At 38.1% G+C, this 17733-nt stretch carries 16 protein-coding genes, 1 tRNA gene and 1 riboswitch; of the genes, 14 read left to right on the forward strand and 3 right to left on the reverse strand.

Annotated features, from left to right (window positions below; genetic code table 11):
- Positions 1-42: 42 nt before the first annotated feature.
- From NE558_RS03195 to NE558_RS03240, 10 genes are all read left to right on the forward strand, one after another.
- The gene (locus tag NE558_RS03195; protein ID WP_256148466.1) at positions 43-771 is read left to right on the forward strand and encodes a FadR/GntR family transcriptional regulator; all 729 of its coding nucleotides are present in this window, start codon (positions 43-45) and stop codon (positions 769-771) included.
- 224 nt (positions 772-995) lie between these two features.
- Positions 996-2690, forward strand: a complete 1695-nt coding sequence (gene argS / locus NE558_RS03200; protein ID WP_256148467.1) for an arginine--tRNA ligase — start codon at positions 996-998, stop codon at positions 2688-2690.
- A 17-nt stretch (positions 2691-2707) separates the two neighbouring features.
- Positions 2708-3616 (forward strand): YegS/Rv2252/BmrU family lipid kinase, encoded by a 909-nt coding sequence (locus NE558_RS03205; protein ID WP_256148468.1) that lies wholly within the window; start codon positions 2708-2710, stop codon positions 3614-3616.
- 139 nt (positions 3617-3755) lie between these two features.
- Positions 3756-4529, forward strand: coding sequence for a ParA family protein (locus NE558_RS03210; RefSeq protein ID WP_256148469.1), 774 nt, complete (start codon positions 3756-3758; stop codon positions 4527-4529).
- Between the two features lie 3 nt (positions 4530-4532).
- Positions 4533-5426, forward strand: a complete 894-nt coding sequence (locus NE558_RS03215; protein WP_256148470.1) for a ParB/RepB/Spo0J family partition protein — start codon at positions 4533-4535, stop codon at positions 5424-5426.
- Positions 5427-5432: 6 nt separating this feature from the next.
- Positions 5433-6248 (forward strand): DUF4446 family protein, encoded by an 816-nt coding sequence (locus NE558_RS03220; protein ID WP_256148471.1) that lies wholly within the window; start codon positions 5433-5435, stop codon positions 6246-6248.
- Positions 6249-6438: 190 nt separating this feature from the next.
- Positions 6439-7242, forward strand: a complete 804-nt coding sequence (locus tag NE558_RS03225; RefSeq protein WP_256148472.1) for a Cof-type HAD-IIB family hydrolase — start codon at positions 6439-6441, stop codon at positions 7240-7242.
- A 386-nt stretch (positions 7243-7628) separates the two neighbouring features.
- Positions 7629-8918, forward strand: coding sequence for a serine--tRNA ligase (gene serS / locus NE558_RS03230; RefSeq protein WP_256148473.1), 1290 nt, complete (start codon positions 7629-7631; stop codon positions 8916-8918).
- Positions 8919-9151: 233 nt separating this feature from the next.
- Positions 9152-9239 (forward strand) — tRNA-Ser (locus NE558_RS03235).
- 57 nt (positions 9240-9296) lie between these two features.
- Positions 9297-9400: riboswitch (guanidine-I (ykkC/yxkD leader) on the forward strand.
- Positions 9401-9447: 47 nt separating this feature from the next.
- The gene (locus NE558_RS03240; RefSeq protein ID WP_256148474.1) at positions 9448-9768 is read left to right on the forward strand and encodes a DMT family transporter; all 321 of its coding nucleotides are present in this window, start codon (positions 9448-9450) and stop codon (positions 9766-9768) included.
- A gap of 142 nt (positions 9769-9910) precedes the next feature.
- Here NE558_RS03240 and NE558_RS03245 read toward each other — a convergent pair whose 3' ends face one another.
- Complete coding sequence (locus NE558_RS03245) at positions 9911-10636, reverse strand: SIMPL domain-containing protein (RefSeq protein WP_256148475.1); 726 nt, start codon at positions 10634-10636, stop codon at positions 9911-9913.
- A 153-nt stretch (positions 10637-10789) separates the two neighbouring features.
- Between NE558_RS03245 and NE558_RS03250 the strand changes: the two genes are divergently transcribed.
- Positions 10790-11734 carry a carbohydrate kinase family protein gene (locus NE558_RS03250; RefSeq protein ID WP_256148476.1) on the forward strand — a complete coding sequence of 315 codons (945 nt, stop codon included), beginning with the start codon at positions 10790-10792 and terminating at the stop codon, positions 11732-11734.
- Positions 11735-11884: 150 nt separating this feature from the next.
- Here the strand turns inward: NE558_RS03250 and NE558_RS03255 are convergent, their stop codons facing one another.
- Positions 11885-12964: a PTS transporter subunit IIC gene (locus tag NE558_RS03255; protein WP_256148477.1), complete on the reverse strand. Its 1080-nt coding sequence runs from the start codon at positions 12962-12964 to the stop codon at positions 11885-11887.
- Between the two features lie 296 nt (positions 12965-13260).
- Between NE558_RS03255 and spoIIID the strand changes: the two genes are divergently transcribed.
- Complete coding sequence (spoIIID, locus tag NE558_RS03260; RefSeq protein WP_066046511.1) at positions 13261-13518, forward strand: sporulation transcriptional regulator SpoIIID; 258 nt, start codon at positions 13261-13263, stop codon at positions 13516-13518.
- A gap of 254 nt (positions 13519-13772) precedes the next feature.
- On the opposite strand, the gene NE558_RS03265 is transcribed toward spoIIID, so the two are convergent.
- Positions 13773-14429, reverse strand: a complete 657-nt coding sequence (locus tag NE558_RS03265) for a Crp/Fnr family transcriptional regulator (protein WP_256148478.1) — start codon at positions 14427-14429, stop codon at positions 13773-13775.
- A gap of 157 nt (positions 14430-14586) precedes the next feature.
- Between NE558_RS03265 and NE558_RS03270 the strand changes: the two genes are divergently transcribed.
- Both NE558_RS03270 and NE558_RS03275 read left to right on the forward strand, forming a co-directional pair.
- Positions 14587-14967 (forward strand): desulfoferrodoxin family protein, encoded by a 381-nt coding sequence (locus tag NE558_RS03270; protein ID WP_256148479.1) that lies wholly within the window; start codon positions 14587-14589, stop codon positions 14965-14967.
- A gap of 168 nt (positions 14968-15135) precedes the next feature.
- On the forward strand, positions 15136-17664 hold the full coding sequence (locus NE558_RS03275; protein ID WP_256148480.1) for an FAD-dependent oxidoreductase: 2529 nt from the start codon (positions 15136-15138) through the stop codon (positions 17662-17664).
- The last annotated feature ends 69 nt before the right edge of the window (positions 17665-17733 follow it).

Below are 17733 nucleotides of genomic sequence, written 5' to 3' on the forward strand. Positions count from 1 at the left end.
ATGTTAAGAACATGTTAAGAATGTAGCGTTTGGAGGAGCAGTATGGAGAGGGATTATCTTGCGGAGAATGTGGCTTATTTGACCAAGGATTTAGGTAAATGCAATATTTCCCAAAATTTGTTCCAGCGATTTAAGGAACTGATTATGGGTGGGGTGCTGCCGGCAGGATATATGCTGCCTAATGAAAATATTGTAAGTGATATGTTAAAAGTTGGACGTAGTACCCTACGAGAGGCTTATACGGCTTTGGCGGTTTTTGGTTTTATCAAGCGCTCAAAAGCAGGTACTTTTATCAATGAAATTGATAATATTGTGAATATTGCTCCTTTTAGTATTACTGTGGAAAATTCTGACATAGGCGATCTATTGGAGTTTAGATATATGTTAGAGGCGGAAACGGCAAGCTATGCAGCAAAAAGGGCCACCCCTGAGGACATTGCAAATATTACTTTTTGCTATGAAAAAATGATAGAAAGTAAGCATGATGTGAATTTATTTGTAGATTATGACACCATGTTTCATTTGCAGGTTTCAGCGGCTACCCATAATAATCTTCTTATCAGTACTATGATTGCGGCTAAGGAATCCTTTGAAAAGGGCATTCGCCTCGCACTTAGGGAGTCTTTAACACAAAATCCCAGAGCTATTGATGTAACTCTGGATTTACATGGAAAACTATTAGATGCAATCAAAAATGGTGATTATCAAACTGCATATGCAGTGATGAGAGAGCATATCTCCTATGTAAATTTGACTGTGAAGTATGGCTGAAAGTTAGAAAAAGGGAATGATTGAAAAGGCATCCTAAAAGCGGAGCATGAATCTCTAATGGGATGTTTTTTTTCGTTAAAAATTTGATTATAATATGGTGTGAGTCGGGGTTTTCCTTGATTTTACTGGGGTTTTATGATAAAGTTTATAGAAGTACGCACTTATTTTTTATTATTTTTATGCGTGTAATTTGAACTTAAGAATTCTGATTGGAGGATTTTAATATGGATTTTAAAATGGAGGTTGCCGGACTCTTAGCAAAGGCTACGGAGCTTTCTTTGGATGATGCTTTAAGCACAGTAGAAATACCCGGAAACAAGGCCATGGGAGATTTTGCTTTTCCTTGCTTTCGTTTGGCGAAGGTGTTTCGTAAAGCACCTCCCATGATTGCTCAAGAGGTTGCAGACAAGCTGGACAAGCCTGCGTTTATTGAAAATATACAAGTGGTTGGTGCATATATTAATTTTTTTGTAAAAAAAGGTATCTATGCCCAAGAGATTTTGACTAAGGTTTTAGCTGAGAAAGAGAATTATGGAAAAAGTGATATTGGTGTGGGTAAAACTGTAGTCATTGATTATTCCTCGCCGAATATAGCAAAACCTTTTCATGTGGGACATTTGCGTTCTACGGTAATTGGGAATGCAATTTATAAGATTTATGAAGCTTTGGGTTATAACTGTGAAGGCGTCAATCACTTGGGAGATTGGGGTACACAATTTGGTAAGCTGATTGTTGCATATCATAACTGGGGTAGTAAAGAGGCTGTTGAAAGTCAAGGCATTCAGGAACTAATGCGGATTTATGTAAAATTTCATGATGAAGCTGAGAAAAATCCAGCTTTGGATGACGAAGCCAGACTTTGGTTTGTGAAAATGCAGGAAGGCGACGAAGAAGCCCTTACTCTATGGAGATGGTTTTATGATATTAGCATCAAGGAATTTGAACGAGTTTATAAAATGCTTGGTGTAAAGTTTGATGCATATACAGGTGAAAGCTTTTATAATGATAAGATGGCGCCTGTTGTGGAGGAATTAAAAGAAAAGAATATTCTTAAGGAAAGTGAAGGTGCAATGATTGTTGACCTGGAGCATAAAAATATGGCACCTTGCCTGATTATTCGTAAGGATGGAGGCACCCTTTATGCAACCAGAGATATTACTGCGGCGTTGTACCGTAAAAAAACATATAATTTCGATAAGTGCATTTATTTGACGGCATTAGATCAAAATCTCCATTTTGCTCAGTGGTTTGAAGTAATTCATTTGATGGGTTATGACTGGTATAAAGATTTGATTCATGTTCCTTTTGGTTTGGTAAGCTTAGATAGCGGTAAGCTTTCTACCCGCCATGGTAATGTTATATTGATGGAAGATTTGTTGAATCAGGCAATTGGGGAAACAAAGAAAATTATTGAAGAAAAAAATCCATCTTTAGAAAATAAAGAAGAAGTTGCAAAGCAAGTTGGCATTGGTGCAGTTATTTTTAATGACTTATATAATGGTCGTATCAAGGATGTGGTTTTTTCCTGGGAGAGAATGCTTAATTTTGATGGAGAAACAGGCCCTTATGTGCAATATACCCATGCTAGAGCTTGTAGTATTTTAAAAAGAGCAGGAGACATCAATCTGAGTGATATTCACTTTGATGCGCTCTCGGATGAAGCTTCATTAGATATTTGCAAGCTTTTGGAGACATATCCTGAAAAAATTAAGGATGCAGCGAATAAATTGGAGCCTTCTGTAGTCACAAGACATTTGGTTGCAATCGCCCAGGCTTTTAATAAATTTTATCATGATAATCCTATTTTAAATAGTGAAGAAGATGTCCGTCAGGCACGATTGGCTGTTGTAGTGGCAGTAAAAACAGTTATGAAGGAAGGCCTGTGTATTTTGGGCATTGATGCACCAGAGCAAATGTAAAAGTGAGGTGTCTTACCATGAAAAAATTGAAGTTGATTTATAACCCTTTTTCAGGGAATAAAAGCTTTAAATTTGATTTGGATGTCTGTATCGGTATTTTTCAAGATGGAGGCTTTGAAGTTCATCCTTTTCGTACCATGACGGAAGGTGATATTACAAAACATATTGAGCAAATGCCTGATGATTATGACTTGATTGTTGCATCCGGTGGCGATGGAACAGTAAATATAGTACTAAATGCAATGATGAGGCGGAAATTGGATATACCACTAGGGATTATTCCCTCAGGTACAGCAAATGATTTTGCAACCTTTCTTGGTTTCAAAAGTGGACAGGTTGAAGATGCCTGCCGTGCCATTGCAAATACCCATGCAGTAGCCATCGATTTAGGGCTTGTGAATGACACAACCTATTTTATTAATGTGTGTGCCGGTGGACTTCTTACCAATGTTTCTCAAACTGTAGATAAAGATTTAAAAAATGCCCTAGGAAGTCTTTCCTATTATCTAAAAGGAGTAGAGCAAATACCAAGCTTTCATAAAATACCTTTTCGCATTACGACCAGTAGTCAAGTAATCGAAGAGGATCTGTATTTATATATGATTATGAATAGTGCCGGTACGGGCGGTTTTGCAAAACTTTCCCCACAGGCTTCTATTCAAGATGGCATGTTTGAATTGATTGCAATTCGGGGAAGACCATTAATAGAGCTGTCTCCTTTGTTTTTAAAAATGCTAACAGGAGATCATATCAATGACACAAGAAATATCCTGTATTTAAGAGATTCATATTTTAAAATTGAATGTCTTGCGGATGATTTTAAAATTATGGAGTCAACTGTTGATGGGGAAATGGGGCCAAGAATGCCTTTTGAAGTGAAGGTAGTTCCTAAGGCAATTCATGTTTTTGTAAATCCAAAACGCTAATTATGTTTCACGTGAAACATAATCTGCGAAAGAGCATTAAAACAGTAGTGTTTCACGTGAAACATTACTGTTTTTTCTTTTCAATCACTAGGGTATGTGCTATAATTTTTGCAGATAGCAATGAAAGGCGGGAAAATCCATGGGTAAAGTACGGGTTATTGCAGTGACCAATCAAAAAGGTGGGGTAGGAAAAACTACCACAGCAATCAACTTATCTGCCAGTTTAGCTACATATGGAAAGAAAGTCCTTGTAATAGATGCAGATCAACAGGGAAATACAACCAGTGGCCTTGGTCTTGATAAAAATGGTATGGAATTAACAATATATAATATGTTTCTGGGTGAAGCCACTATAATGGATATTAAACAACCCACTTGCGTAGAAGGTTTGGAAATAATTCCTGCAAATATTAGCCTTACCGGGGCCGAAATAGAGCTTATTGGTAAGGAAGAGAGAGAATTTATATTAAAAGAAGAGCTGAAAAAAATAAAAGAGGCATACGATTTTATTATTATTGACTGTCCTCCTTCTTTGAATCTTATTACAATTAATGCTCTTACAGCCGCTGATACGGTGTTGGTTCCCATTCAATGCGAATATTTTGCTTTGGAGGGGTTAGAGCAGTTGCTTCATACCATAAATTTAGTCAAAAAAAGGCTAAATCCTTATTTAGAAATAGAGGGTATCGTGTTTACCATGTATGACGCAAGGACAAATTTATCTTTGCAGGTGGTTGAAGAAGTAAAGCGGAGTCTGGGAAGCAGTGTATATCGCAGTATTATTCCAAGAAATGTTCGATTAGGGGAGGCACCAAGTCATGGACTTCCCATCCATTTATATGACCCCAAATCCAAAGGGGCAGAAAGCTATGCACTTTTAGCAGAAGAAGTTATCGAAAGGGAGTGGAGTTAATTTATGGCTGCTAAAAAAATGGGACTAGGTTCAAAAGGAATGGGATTAGAAGCATTGATCAATAATAAATTGGAAGATTTTAAAGAAACAGGGAAAGATATGGGTAAAAGCGGTGTTTGGGAAATCGAAATAGATATGATTGAGCCAAATAGGAAACAGCCAAGAAAATATTTTGATGAAACTGCGCTGGAGGAGTTGGCAGCCTCAATAAAAACCTATGGTATGATTCAACCCGTAGTTGTTCGTAAAAATGGAGACTACTATGAAATCATTGCGGGAGAAAGACGATGGAGAGCGGCAAAAATTGCAGGATTGAAAAAAATACCTGCTATTGAAAGAAAATGGGAAGATGCTGAGGCTTTTGAAGCAGCCTTAGTGGAGAACTTGCAAAGAGAAGACTTAAATCCTATAGAAGAGGCTGAAAGCTATCGTCGATTACAGGATGAGTTCGGCTTTAGTCAGGAGCAAATTTCAACAAAAGTAGGGAAAAGTCGTTCTGCAATTACGAATTCCATGCGTTTACTACAGCTAGATTCGAGGGTTTTAAACTTTGTCATCGAAAATAAGCTGTCAAGCGGTCATGCCAGAACTCTTCTTTCCATTACAGATCAAGAGCGTCAATTTGAATTGGCAGAGCACGTGATTGAAGAAGAATTAAGCGTAAGAGCAACAGAAGCCTTGGTGAAAGCGGAATTAAATCAAAAAGAGAAAAAAAATGACAAGAAAGAATTTTCGGAAAATGCAAATCAAAAAGCAGTTGAGGATGAATTAAAAACTATTTTCTCCACAAAGGTACGAATCAGTCAAATGAAAAATAAGGGGAAAATTGAAATTTCGTATTATTCTCAAGAAGATTTGGATAGACTTTTAACCATGATGAAAAGAATGGAAGGATAATTGCAAATGGAATTACAGCAAGATTATATCATATATATTCTTATTGGCTTAGGGATTGCGGTGCTTCTTCTTTTCATTTTGTGTATTGTCTTGTTTGTGAAGTTCAATGGGCAAAAGAAAAGATATGATTTTTTTATGGGCACTAATCGTAGACCTAGCCATAATTTAGAAATGAAATTAGAAAAATACTATAAAAGTTCAAAAGAAATTGAGGAAAAATACGGAAAGCTACTGGATATGGTTACGGATATGGATAAAACCATGAAGAGCAATATCCAAAAGGTTGGATTGGTACGTTATAATCCCTTTGAAGAAATGGGAGGAAACCTCTGCTTCGCTTTGGCTTTGTTAGACGGTGAGGATAATGGCGTGGTTTTAAATGGCATTCACAGCCGCACTGGCTCTTTCACTTATGCCAAACCTATACAAATGGGTGTAAGCATATATATGCTTTCTGAAGAGGAAATTAAGGCTGTGCAAATGGCTAAGGATCAGGCATATCACCCAGAACATGAAAAAGTGCTCAAGGTTAAATTTAGACCTGTTTTCCGTAAGAAAGACAAAGAGCCTGTTATGGAAGAACAGTTACAGCTTGATATTTCCAAGGAGGAGGCTCCAAAAGAGGCCGCAGGAGAAATTGGGGATGTTACCATGGCTGAAAAAGAACAAATTTTCCAAGAAGAGGTTATCGCAAGTCAAATTGCAGTGGTTGATGTGCTAAGCGAAGAAATGGAAGAAGGGGAATCAGTTCAGTTTGAAGAAAATATTTTTCAAGAATTGCCTCCTTTCATAGAAAAAGAACTATTGAAAGAAGAAGAATAAACATGGGGTGGAAGTAGGAAAGTGTTTTTCCGAAAACCACCTTTTTTCTTAAAAAAATGTGTATATGTGTATAAAATATGTGGATATTGTGGATAACCAACAGGAATATTATGAAAACTAATAAAAATATTTTTTTAAATACGTAGTTATCCACAGAATGTTAATAAGGCAGTGTAAAAAGGAGTAGAATATGGGCTATGAAATGATTTTTTCTGACATGGATGGAACTTTATTAAAAAATGATACGGAAGTGTCAGAAAAAAATAATATTGCAATTCAGAAAGCTATAAAAAAAGGCGTTCAGTTTGTAATCTGTACTGGCAGAGGTGTGTTTGGCGTGGAACGCTTTCTTGAACAATTGAATTTAATTGGCAAAGAAGGCTATGCCATTTGCCAAAATGGGGGAGCTGTTTATGACTTAAGAGATATGTCCCTGGCAATACGTGAAAGCTTTTCTCCAAAGACCTATGCTCCCATCGCAAATTTTGCCCGAGAGCTTGGTTTGGAGTTATATTATTATGATGACCGAAAATTTATGGCTGAGATTGAGACAGACAGGGTAAAACAATATTGCAAAGTTATGGGGAGTGGCGTTGAGGTGGTAAAAGAACCTCTAAATTATCAAGGTGAATTTACAAAATCTCTTATTTCGGGAAAGAAAGAAAAGCTGCTCTTGGTGCAGAAAATGGTGCAAGAAACTGCAGGAGACGAGTTAGATTGTTTTTTTTCCAGCAAAATATTTATGGAAATTGTAAAAAAAGGTGTTAGCAAAGGCAATATTATGGAACAAACCGCAAAAAAAGCTGGAGTGCCATTAAAGTCAGTCATTGCTGTGGGGGATAGTCATAACGATATTTCCATGATAAAAAAAGCGGGCTTGGGGATTGCAGTGGCTAACGCAGAGCCTGAGGTAAAAGAAATTGCAGATTATATTACAAAAAATAGATGTGAGCAGGATGCAGTGGCAGAAATTATAGAAAAATTTATACTATAAGTTGACATAACTATGAATTTTGCAACAAAATTGGAAAAGCACGAAAAACTATTGATTTTTCTTTGCAAACTGGTATATAATAGTGGGGCAAAGCGTGTGGCGAATAATCGCCCATAGGAAAGCTAAGTTTTCTGTATTTCTTCAGAGAGTCGGCGTTTGGTGCGAGCCGATGAAACAAGGAAAATGCTCCACTTTCCCAGCTGCCGATGAAAGTCGGAAGGGTAAGCCCTATATCGCTGTTTAAAGAGGTTCGAAATTTTTTCGGGCAATCTGGGTGGCAACGCGGGAAATACTCTCGTCCCTGTTTTTTATGGGATCGGGGGTTTTTTTATTTACTCCGATTTCCCAAATTCGTATAAGTTAGAAAGAATAAGGAGGAAAAAAAGATGTTGGATATTAAATTTGTAAGGGAAAATCCCGATGTGGTAAGAGAAAATATTAAAAAGAAATTTCAGGATAATAAGTTACCTTTAGTAGACGAGGTAATTGCTTTAGACCTTGAGAACAGAGGTATCAAGCAAGAGGTTGAAGTACTGCGTGCAGAAAGAAACAAGCTGTCCAAAGAAATTGGCGGGTTAATGGCAAAAGGCTTAAAGGATGAGGCGGAAGCTGTAAAGGCAAAGATTGCGGCAGAAGCAACAAGAGTTGATGAACTGACAGAAAAGGAAAAAGAGGTAGAGGAAAAAATCAAAAAAATCATGATGACAATTCCAAATATCATTGATCCTTCTGTTCCTATCGGCAAAGATGATAGTGAAAATGTGGAAGTTCAAAAATATGGTGAGCCTGTTGTACCCGATTTTGAAATTCCCTATCATACAGAAATTATGGAAAGCTTCGATGGCCTTGACTTGGAAGGGGCAAGAAGAGTTGCAGGAAATGGCTTTTACTATCTGATGGGGGATATTGCTCGTTTGCATTCCGCAGTGTTATCCTATGCCAGAGACTTTATGATTAACCGTGGTTTCACATATTGCATTCCTCCTTTCATGATTCGTAGTAACGTTGTTACAGGGGTTATGAGCTTCGCAGAAATGGATGCTATGATGTATAAAATCGAAGGAGAAGACCTGTATCTCATTGGTACCAGCGAACATTCTATGATTGGTAAATTTATTGATACAATGAATAAGGAAGAGGACTTACCTCAAACCTTAACAAGCTATTCTCCTTGCTTCCGTAAGGAAAAAGGAGCTCATGGTATTGAAGAACGTGGTGTATACCGTATTCATCAGTTTGAAAAGCAGGAAATGATAGTTGTATGCAAGCCGGAAGACAGCCCTATGTGGTATGATAAATTATGGGAAAACACTGTTGATCTGTTCCGCACAATGGATATTCCCGTACGTACTTTGGAATGCTGCTCCGGCGACTTGGCAGATTTAAAAGTGAAGTCTGTAGACGTTGAGGCATGGTCCCCAAGACAGAAAAAATATTTTGAAATAGGAAGCTGCTCCAACTTGGGAGATGCTCAGGCAAGAAGATTAGGTATTCGTGTAACTTCTGCAGATGGAAAGAAATATTTTGCTCATACTTTAAATAATACCGTTGCTGCACCTCCCAGAATGCTGATTGCTTTCTTGGAAAATAATTTACAGGCAGATGGTTCTGTACGCATTCCTGAAGTTTTGCGTCCTTATATGGGTGGCTTAGAGAAATTGGAAAAGAAGAAATAATTTTTGAGTTTAAATAGGGGGCTGTGCTTGTCATGGCTCCCGTTAATAAAAAATGATTCAAAACTTTCTGAGTATACAACCGATGTAGATTTTCATAGTTGGTTGCAATATTCCTGGTTGTATACAAGGTGAAATGGAATGTCTGTTATAGGAAAAAAATAAAATAATTTGCAAATACTTTTCCTTGACAAAGCTCATGAAAAATGATATGATATTTTGGCAGTAGGTTTTTTGGAGAAGTACTCAAGAGGCTGAAGAGGTGCCCCTGCTAAGGGTATAGGTCGTTAACGCGGCGCGAGGGTTCAAATCCCTCCTTCTCCGTTTAAAACAGACAAATTTCATGAAGAAATTTGTCTGTTTTATTATAGAGAAATCAAATATAAAGTTTTATAGGGTTCCGCAGTTTGAAATTGATAACTGGTCAGGTCCGAGATAAAACGCACAGTTTGCTGTGTACACGGAGGGATAAAAGCCTGGGAGATATGAAAATATCTTTCAGGCTTTATTTTATTTAAAAGGAGTGAAAATTATGAAATGGGTTTATTTAATCATTGCAGGAATTTGTGAGGTAGGATGGGCTTTGGGTCTAAAGTATACACAAGGCTTTACAAAAATTATGCCAAGTATACTTACTGTAGCAGGGATGATAGCCAGCTTTTATTTTTTATCATTGGCATTAAAAGAACTTCCTTTAGGAACTGCATATGCAATTTGGACTGGAATCGGAACTGTTGGAACAGTTTTTTTAGGAATTTTACTATTTAAAGAGCCTTTTGACGTGGTTCGATTGATTTGTATTGGTTTTATTGTAGTAGGAATTATAGGTTTGAAGATTGTCTCTTCTCATTAAGGTAGCAATAAAAAGTTATAAAGGCGGTTTTAGTATAAAAATTCTGGGATATATCAAAAGCCCAATTGCTAGGCAATTGGGCTTATAAGGTATAAACTTTTCTACTTTAACTTTAGAGGATACTTATAGATGAGATGCTCTATTAAATACCATAGGTAGCAGTAATGGTAGCAGTTACTTTCACTTTATCATACTTGATTACTGTTTGATTACTGCTGCCATAGCCGGAATCCAGCATAGCTTTTTCTCTGTAAACTGCCGGTTCTTCATAAGAAGCGTAGGATTCATGCTCCACAACGTTTAAAATCTCACCTAAAGGCTTACCGTATGCAGTTGCAATTGCATTAGCAGAGTTGGAAGCATTTTTAACAGCCTGCTGTAAAGCTTGTGTGTAATAACGGTTTGTGTCCTCCAAAGAGAAAACCACATTGTTAAAGCCTGTTGCACCTGCTTTTAACGCACCATCAATATAGGTTCCCACATTATCAATGTCTTTTACGGTTGCATCCAAGTTAATGTTTGCTTGATAACCACTGATGCTGCTTTTTCCTGTTTCAGCGTCATACTGATAGGTAGGATATACTGCGGAATAGCTTGTAATAATTTTATCCTTGGCAATTCCCATTTCTTCTAATTTACTAATAACTTTTGCTGAAATCATGTTGTTGTCTTTCTGTGCTGCTTCAGCGGTTTTACCTGTACTTTGAATGGTAAATGACATGGTGGCAACATCAGGTTGAACATTTACTATTCCTGTTCCTGTGGTGGTGATGGAGTTTCTTTCTGCTGCAAAAACTGCGGAGGCGGAGCCAAGAGCAAGTGCAGCTGCTAAAGATGCGGTAATTAACAAACGTTTCATATTTTTCATTTATATTTCCCCTTTCCTTTTGAAGGCTTCATTATTTTTTTCATTTTATATGACGCAGCTTTTTTTCCTTAGTTCCCAAAAAAAGAAAAAATTCGAAAATTATATTTTTTATGCTATACTAGGAACAGTGAATAAAGTTAGGAGAGAACATGAATGAAACAAACGTTGGTAATTGGTTCCGCAGTGGTGGATGTCATTGTTAATATTCCTCATTTGCCTGTAACCGGAGAGGATATCCATATTTCAAGGCAAAGCCGCTCTTTGGGGGGCTGTGCATTTTTAACCTCAGATATTTTGCGCCATTTTTCTGCACCCTATAGCCTTTGTACTGCCGTAGGGGGTGGTATTTATGGCAATTTTGTATTGGACAGGCTGACGGAGCGAGGGGTTTCAATCTATGTAAGACGTCCTGAGGAGGAAAATGGTTGCTGTTATTGCATGGTAGAAGCAGGGGGGGAAAGAACCTTTATTGTTGACCATGGCATTGAATATACCTTTGAGGAATCTTACTTGGAAAACATTCATCAAGAATCCATAGACAGCGTATATATTTGTGGCTTGGAAATTGAAGAGCATACAGGTATGAATATTATAGAATATTTGAAAAAGCATCCTGAATATCAGATATATTTTTCACCAAGCCCTCGTATTTTGAAAATTGATGAGAAAAGAATGGATGCTGTTTTAAAACTTCACCCCATTATGCACCTCAATGAAAAAGAGATTATGGATTTCACTGCTGAAACTACCATTGAAGGTGGGGCAAGAAAACTGTTTGAAAAAACACAGCGTCCCGTAATTGTTACATTAGGGGAAAAAGGCTCTTATTGCTATGATGGAGAACAGGATTGCTATGCTTCCCCCGTAAAAACAACGGTAGTGGATACCATAGGCGCCGGAGATTCCCATATGGGAGCAATCATCGCCGCAAGACGCTTTGGTCTTGGTTTCAAGGAAGCAATAGAAGCGGCAAATTATATTTCAGCTGCTGTGGTAGCCAAAGAGGGAGGGCTTTTGGAGGAGGAGGACTTTAAGCAGGCTTTTTTAAATATGCCTATACAATTCCAAGAGAAGTTTTCTATATATAAATTAAAATAGAAGTTGAAAAAGCCCCTTACCTTTTGGGGCTTTTTATTGTAATAAGTTTTACTTTTATTTCAACTACAACAAGCCTTAAAAATAATCCAATCTTATAAATCTTTTCAATATAAAATTAAAAAGGGTGTCGATTTAACGACACCCTTGATATTATAAATTCAATTTCAAATCATTTTCACGAATCCAACCAATTTTTCTTAATATATAAGCAAAAATTAAGGTAAGTATTGCAGGAAGAATGAAGCAAATCATGCCCATGCCTAACCAGTCAAAGGCAGTGATTGCATCTTTTGTGCCTGCGGCAATGTCATTTAGCCAGCCTGTATAAAGGCCAATTTGTCCAACAAGCCCACAGGTGCCCATGCCAGAGGCAACGGCATCTCCATTCATTTTCATTTGAAAGAAGCAGGTGGCGATTGGCCCTGTAATGGCAGATGCTAAAGTGGGTGGAATCCAAATTTTTGGATTTTTCACAATATTGCCCATCTGAAGCATAGAGGTTCCTATCCCTTGGGCAAATAACCCACCCCATCTGTTCTCAGGAAAGCTCATTACCGCAAATCCAATCATTTGGGCACAACATCCCGCCACTGCCGCACCACCGGCAAGACCGGTCAGCCCTAAGGTGGCACAAATGGCGGCACTGCTGATGGGTAGGGTAAGGGCAATACCTACAATAACAGCAACCAGTATGCCCATAAGGAAGGGTCTAAGCTCCGTGGCCCACATAATGGTGCTTCCTACGCCATTTGCAAGTGCCCCTAAAGTGGGACCCCACCACATAGCCAATAATACGCCTATGATAATTGTTACAGAGGGTGTTACTAAAATATCAATTTTTGTTTCCTTTGATACTGCTTTACCAAATTCTGCCGCAAAAATTGTAACAACAAGTACAGCCAAAGGACCACCTGGACCCCCTAAGCTATTGGCAGCTCCGCCCACTGCAATTAATGAGAAAAGAACCAGCGGTGGACATTTCAGCGCATAACCTATGGCGATGGCCATAGCGGGCCCGGTGACACTTTTTGCATAGCCCCCGATTTCCACTAAAATCTCAATACCAAACTGCTGACCTATTGTGGTAATAATGGTGCCAATCAGCAAAGAAGCGAATAAACCCTGTGCCATTGCCCCTAAGGCTTCAATTCCGTAACGTTTTGCAGAAAATTCAATATCCTTACGTTTTAGGAATGAACGAAAACCTTGGGTAGAACCATTTTTTTCCATAACAACCTCCCATAAAAATTAAATTTTTTTTAAGAATTATTATACTGGTTGTTTTATAAAAATACAAGAATAATTGATAAAAAATTATTAAAGTTCCTATTTTTTTACATTGCCTTTACGCGTTGTTTGTGAAGGGATAAACATTCTTTCATCATCTTGCCCTACAATTCCTCTAAAATTTAAAAAATAATAAAATTCAAGCAATACTTCTTTAAGAAATCCCCGAAAAGGTTCATATATGACGTTAGTGTTCGCATATAAATAATCCAAGATGATCTTTAGGGGAGTGCTACGGTTTGAAAACATATATCGAAGAGAGGGCGGTAGAGGTGGCAAAATTTATGATCCATACTAACGCCACTGTCAGAGAAACGGCGAAAAAATTTGGGATCAGTAAATCAACGGTACATAAAGATATTACTGACCGTGTAGAGCGTATTGATCCGGAATTGGCAAGATCTGTTCGTCGTGTGCTTGAGGTTAATAAAGCAGAACGCCACATTCGGGGCGGTATGGCCACCAAAGAAAAGTATCTTCATAGGTTAAAAGGTTAATTCTTATATTAGGAAAACGCTGGTTTATACCGTGGGCACATATAAAAGGGTGAATTTTTCGTTGTGAAGCAAAAAATTTCCCGGAGCATCTGTACACCCTTTGTTAAATCAGCGCTTCCTAGAAAAAACTTATGCGATTTCAGAAATTGAATAAAAACATATTTATTTAGGAGAGAAAAGCCCCAATTGCACGAATTCATTCCATGCAAAAGGGGCTTTTTAATTTGTAAAAGGAAATCAATATATTTTTTTGGTTAGTATTTTGGAGCGTTTAAAAAAATATTTTTATCAATAACTTTTACAGTGTTATCTTCCTTCATTCTTTTCAGCTCCCGCATCATAGCACTGCGGTCAATGCAAAGATAATTTGCTAATGCTAGAAAAGAAAAGGGCAGTTGGAAAAAATTTTTTCCTGTCTTTGCCGTCTGCAACCGAAAATAGCATAAAAGTTTTTCTCGAATGGTGCGATGGCTTAAAATATCTACTTTTTCCGTTAGATTTACAATTTTTCTAGACATAAACGTGAGTAGATTTTCAATGACTATGCTGTGGTGGGCACAAGCGTTTGAGCATCGTTTTGTAATATGCGATTTATCTACAAAAAGAATGGCACAATCTTTTTCACAAATCACAATAAATTCATCATCATGATCGAAAAAAGAAAAAGCAGCACCGAATATTCCGGAATCCTCAATGTATTCTAGCATATCTAAAGACCCGTCGGCATTCAGCCGATTAATGGAGACACAACCATGATACAACAATCCAACTTTTTGACAACCCACATCATAAACGTAGGCTGTTTGTTTTTCATGAAAAAATTTTTTTTCCGCTTCAAAGCAAACAATCATTTTTTCAATATCATCGGCAGTTACACCGGAAAAAATTGGATTTTTACTCAAATTTTTCATAAAAACACCTTCTAATGTTGCAATTGCAACTTTTTTTTTCTCTCTATTTATGCTATCATATTATCATACAAAAGTAAAAATAAATTTGTATAAAGAAACTTAAGATAATGCATTATAACAAAATATAAACGGTTTAATGATGAAGGAGGAATGCAGCATGACACCAAAATTTTTTAGATGTAATCATTGTAAAAATATTATTCACATGGTAGAGGATAGAGGAGGTACTGTAGTCTGTTGTGGTGAGGCTATGCAGGAATTGAAAGCAAATACCTCTGATGGTGCGTCAGAAAAGCATGTTCCCGTTGTAACTGTAGAGGGAAATAAAGTAAAGGTTGTAGTTGGCAGTGTTGCCCATCCTATGCTGGAAGAGCATCATATTGCTTGGATCTATTTGGAAACAACCCAAGGCGGACAGCTGAAATATTTGGATCACACAGGTGCTCCTGAGGCTGAATTTGCTTTGACAGATGATGAGAAAGTAGTAGCAGCGTACGAGTACTGTAATTTACATGGACTTTGGAAGTACGAAGCATAAAAACCAACCCAAAGACCGGTAAATGCCGGTCTTTGTTTTTTGAATAAAAAAGCTAACATAGAAAAAAGAAAATATGTATGAAGCTTAGATTTTAAAGGAATCATACAAAGGTGTACTATTCTAAACATAAATGACGCATACAGTATACATTAAAAAAGGAGGAGTTTCATGAATACATTGCAACTAAAAAAAGATCTTTATTGGGCAGGTATTTTAGATAAGGATTTAAGAGTTTTTGATATTATTATGAATACGGAGTTCGGCACAACCTACAACTCTTACATTTTAAAATGCGGGGATAAAACAGTACTGTTTGAAACAGCAAAAGCAAAGTTTTTTGATGAATATGAAAAAGCGATTGCCGAAAAGCTTGATGTGGAAAATATTGATTATATAGTTGTTGACCATACAGAACCTGATCATGCGGGAAGCTTGCAGAGCATTATTGAAAAATGCCCACGAGCAAAAATCATTGCAACACCAACGGCCATCGGCTTTTTAAAACAGATTGTAAATCGTGATTTCTATAGTATTCCTGTGAAGGATAAGGATGAACTGCGTATTGGTGATAAAACACTGCGTTTTTATTCCCTGCCAAACCTTCACTGGCCTGATAGTATGTATACTTACATTGTTGAGGATAAGGTTCTGGTTACTTGCGATTCCTTCGGCTCTCATTACGCCCATGACGGCATTCTAAGAAGCACTGTAACGGATGAGGAAGGCTATATGCGTGCGACAAAATATTACTTTGATAATATTTTAGGACCCTTTAAACAGCCCTATATGACGGCAGCCTTGGATGTGGTAAAGTCTTTGGAAATTGATATGATTTGCACAGGCCATGGCCCAGTCTTGGATAGCCATATAGAAGAATTAATTCAAATTTATGAGGAATGGTGTAAGGTTCCTGTAAACGAGAAGAAAACTGTTGTAATTCCTTATGTAAGTGCTTATGGCTATACCGGTGAGCTGGCAGAAAAAATTGCAGATGGTATTCGTGAAAGCGGCGATATTGAAGTAAAAATTTATGATATGGTTACGGCAGACCCAGGGGTGGTCTTGGGTGAAATCGCCCCAGCGGAAGGGCTCTTGTTTGGTACACCTACTATTTTGGGGGATGCCTTAAAGCCCATTTGGGATTTGGCTACGTCATTATATTCTCCTATTCATGGTGGAAAGCTTGCCAGTGCCTTTGGCAGTTACGGTTGGAGCGGCGAGGGCGTACCTCATTTGATAGAACGCTTGAAACAGTTGAATATGCGTGTAATGGAAGGCTATCGTGTTCAATTTAAGCCTTCGGAGAAAGAGCTCTTAGAAGCCTTTGAGTTTGGCTATCGTTTTGGACAGAAATTGCAGCAAAAGGAAATGCCAAAAAAATCAGGCGCAAGGTCTACGCTGGTTAAATGCTTGGTTTGCGGTGAAATTTTGGATTCCTCCTTGGATCGTTGCCCTGTTTGCGGTGTTGGGCCTGAAAACTTTGCACCAATTGAAGTGGAAACCGTTGCTTTCTACAAGGAAAGCTTGGAGAACTTTGTGATTCTTGGTGGCGGTACTGCAGCGCTGAATGCGGCAAAAGCCATCAGAGAGCGGAATAAAACGGCAAAAATCACCATGATTTCGGAAGAGAAGGAATTGCCTTATGATAGACCTATGCTGACAAAGAATATGTTTGGCGCTTTAAGCGGCGATGCCATTGCCAGCGAGGATAGAGCTTGGTATGAAGATAATCAGGTCACCATTAAATTAGGCACCAAGGTAGAGAAGCTGGATACCCAGAAGAAGGAAGCTCATCTTTCCAACGGTGAAGTATTGCCTTATGATAAGTGTGTGTATGCCTTGGGTGCAAACAGCTTTGTTCCTCCGATCAAAGGAAAGGATTTGGAAGGCGTAACCGCAATCAGAACCATTTCTGACGTGGAGAAGGTAAGCCACTGGGCATTGAATGCAAAATCCGCTGTGGTTATTGGTGGTGGTGTATTAGGACTTGAGGCTGCTTGGGAATTGCGCAAAGAAAAGCTTCAGGTAACAGTTTTGGAAGGTGCACCCGTTTTAATGGCAGGGAAGATAGACAGCGAGGCAGTAGATATGCTCACCAAGATTGCCAGTGACCAAGGCATTCGCATTGTAACCGGTGCAAAGATTTCCGAGCTTAGCGGAAATGGCAAGGTTGAAAGTGTTTTATTGGATGGTGGCGAAAGCATTCCAGCGGATATCGTGATTATTTCCACGGGAGTTCGTGCAAGCATCGCTTTGGCTAACGAGGCAGGCATTACTTGTGACCGTGCTGTTGTTGTGGATGAAGCAATGCGTACCAATTTGCCTGATGTTTATGCTTGTGGTGATTGTGCTCAGTATCAGGGTATGAATATTGCAATTTGGCCTGTAGCGTCTGAAATGGGACGTATTGCAGGGGCAAATGCTGCAGGGGATAGCTTAACCTATAGCCAAAAGACCTATGGTGTAACTTTGGCAGCATTGGGAACTATGCTCTATGCCATCGGTGATCCAGGCAGTAAAGAGGGCTTAACTTATAAGACCATGCAGGTGAAGGATGAAAGAAAGGGTATTTTGGAGAAATATTATTTCTTAAACAATACCATTTGTGGTGCAATCCTATTGGGAGATACTTCAAATCTTGCTAAGGTTACCGAAGCAGTTGAGGAAATGAAAAGCTTTTCAGAATTTTTTAAGTAAATAAAAAGAGGATGCCGGCTTTGCCGGCACCCTTAATTTTTTATATTATTATAAAGCAAAGAGAATTGA

The sequence above is a fragment of the Anaerotignum propionicum genome, assembly GCF_024461735.1.
Taxonomy (GTDB): Bacteria; Bacillota; Clostridia; order Lachnospirales; family Anaerotignaceae; genus Chakrabartyella.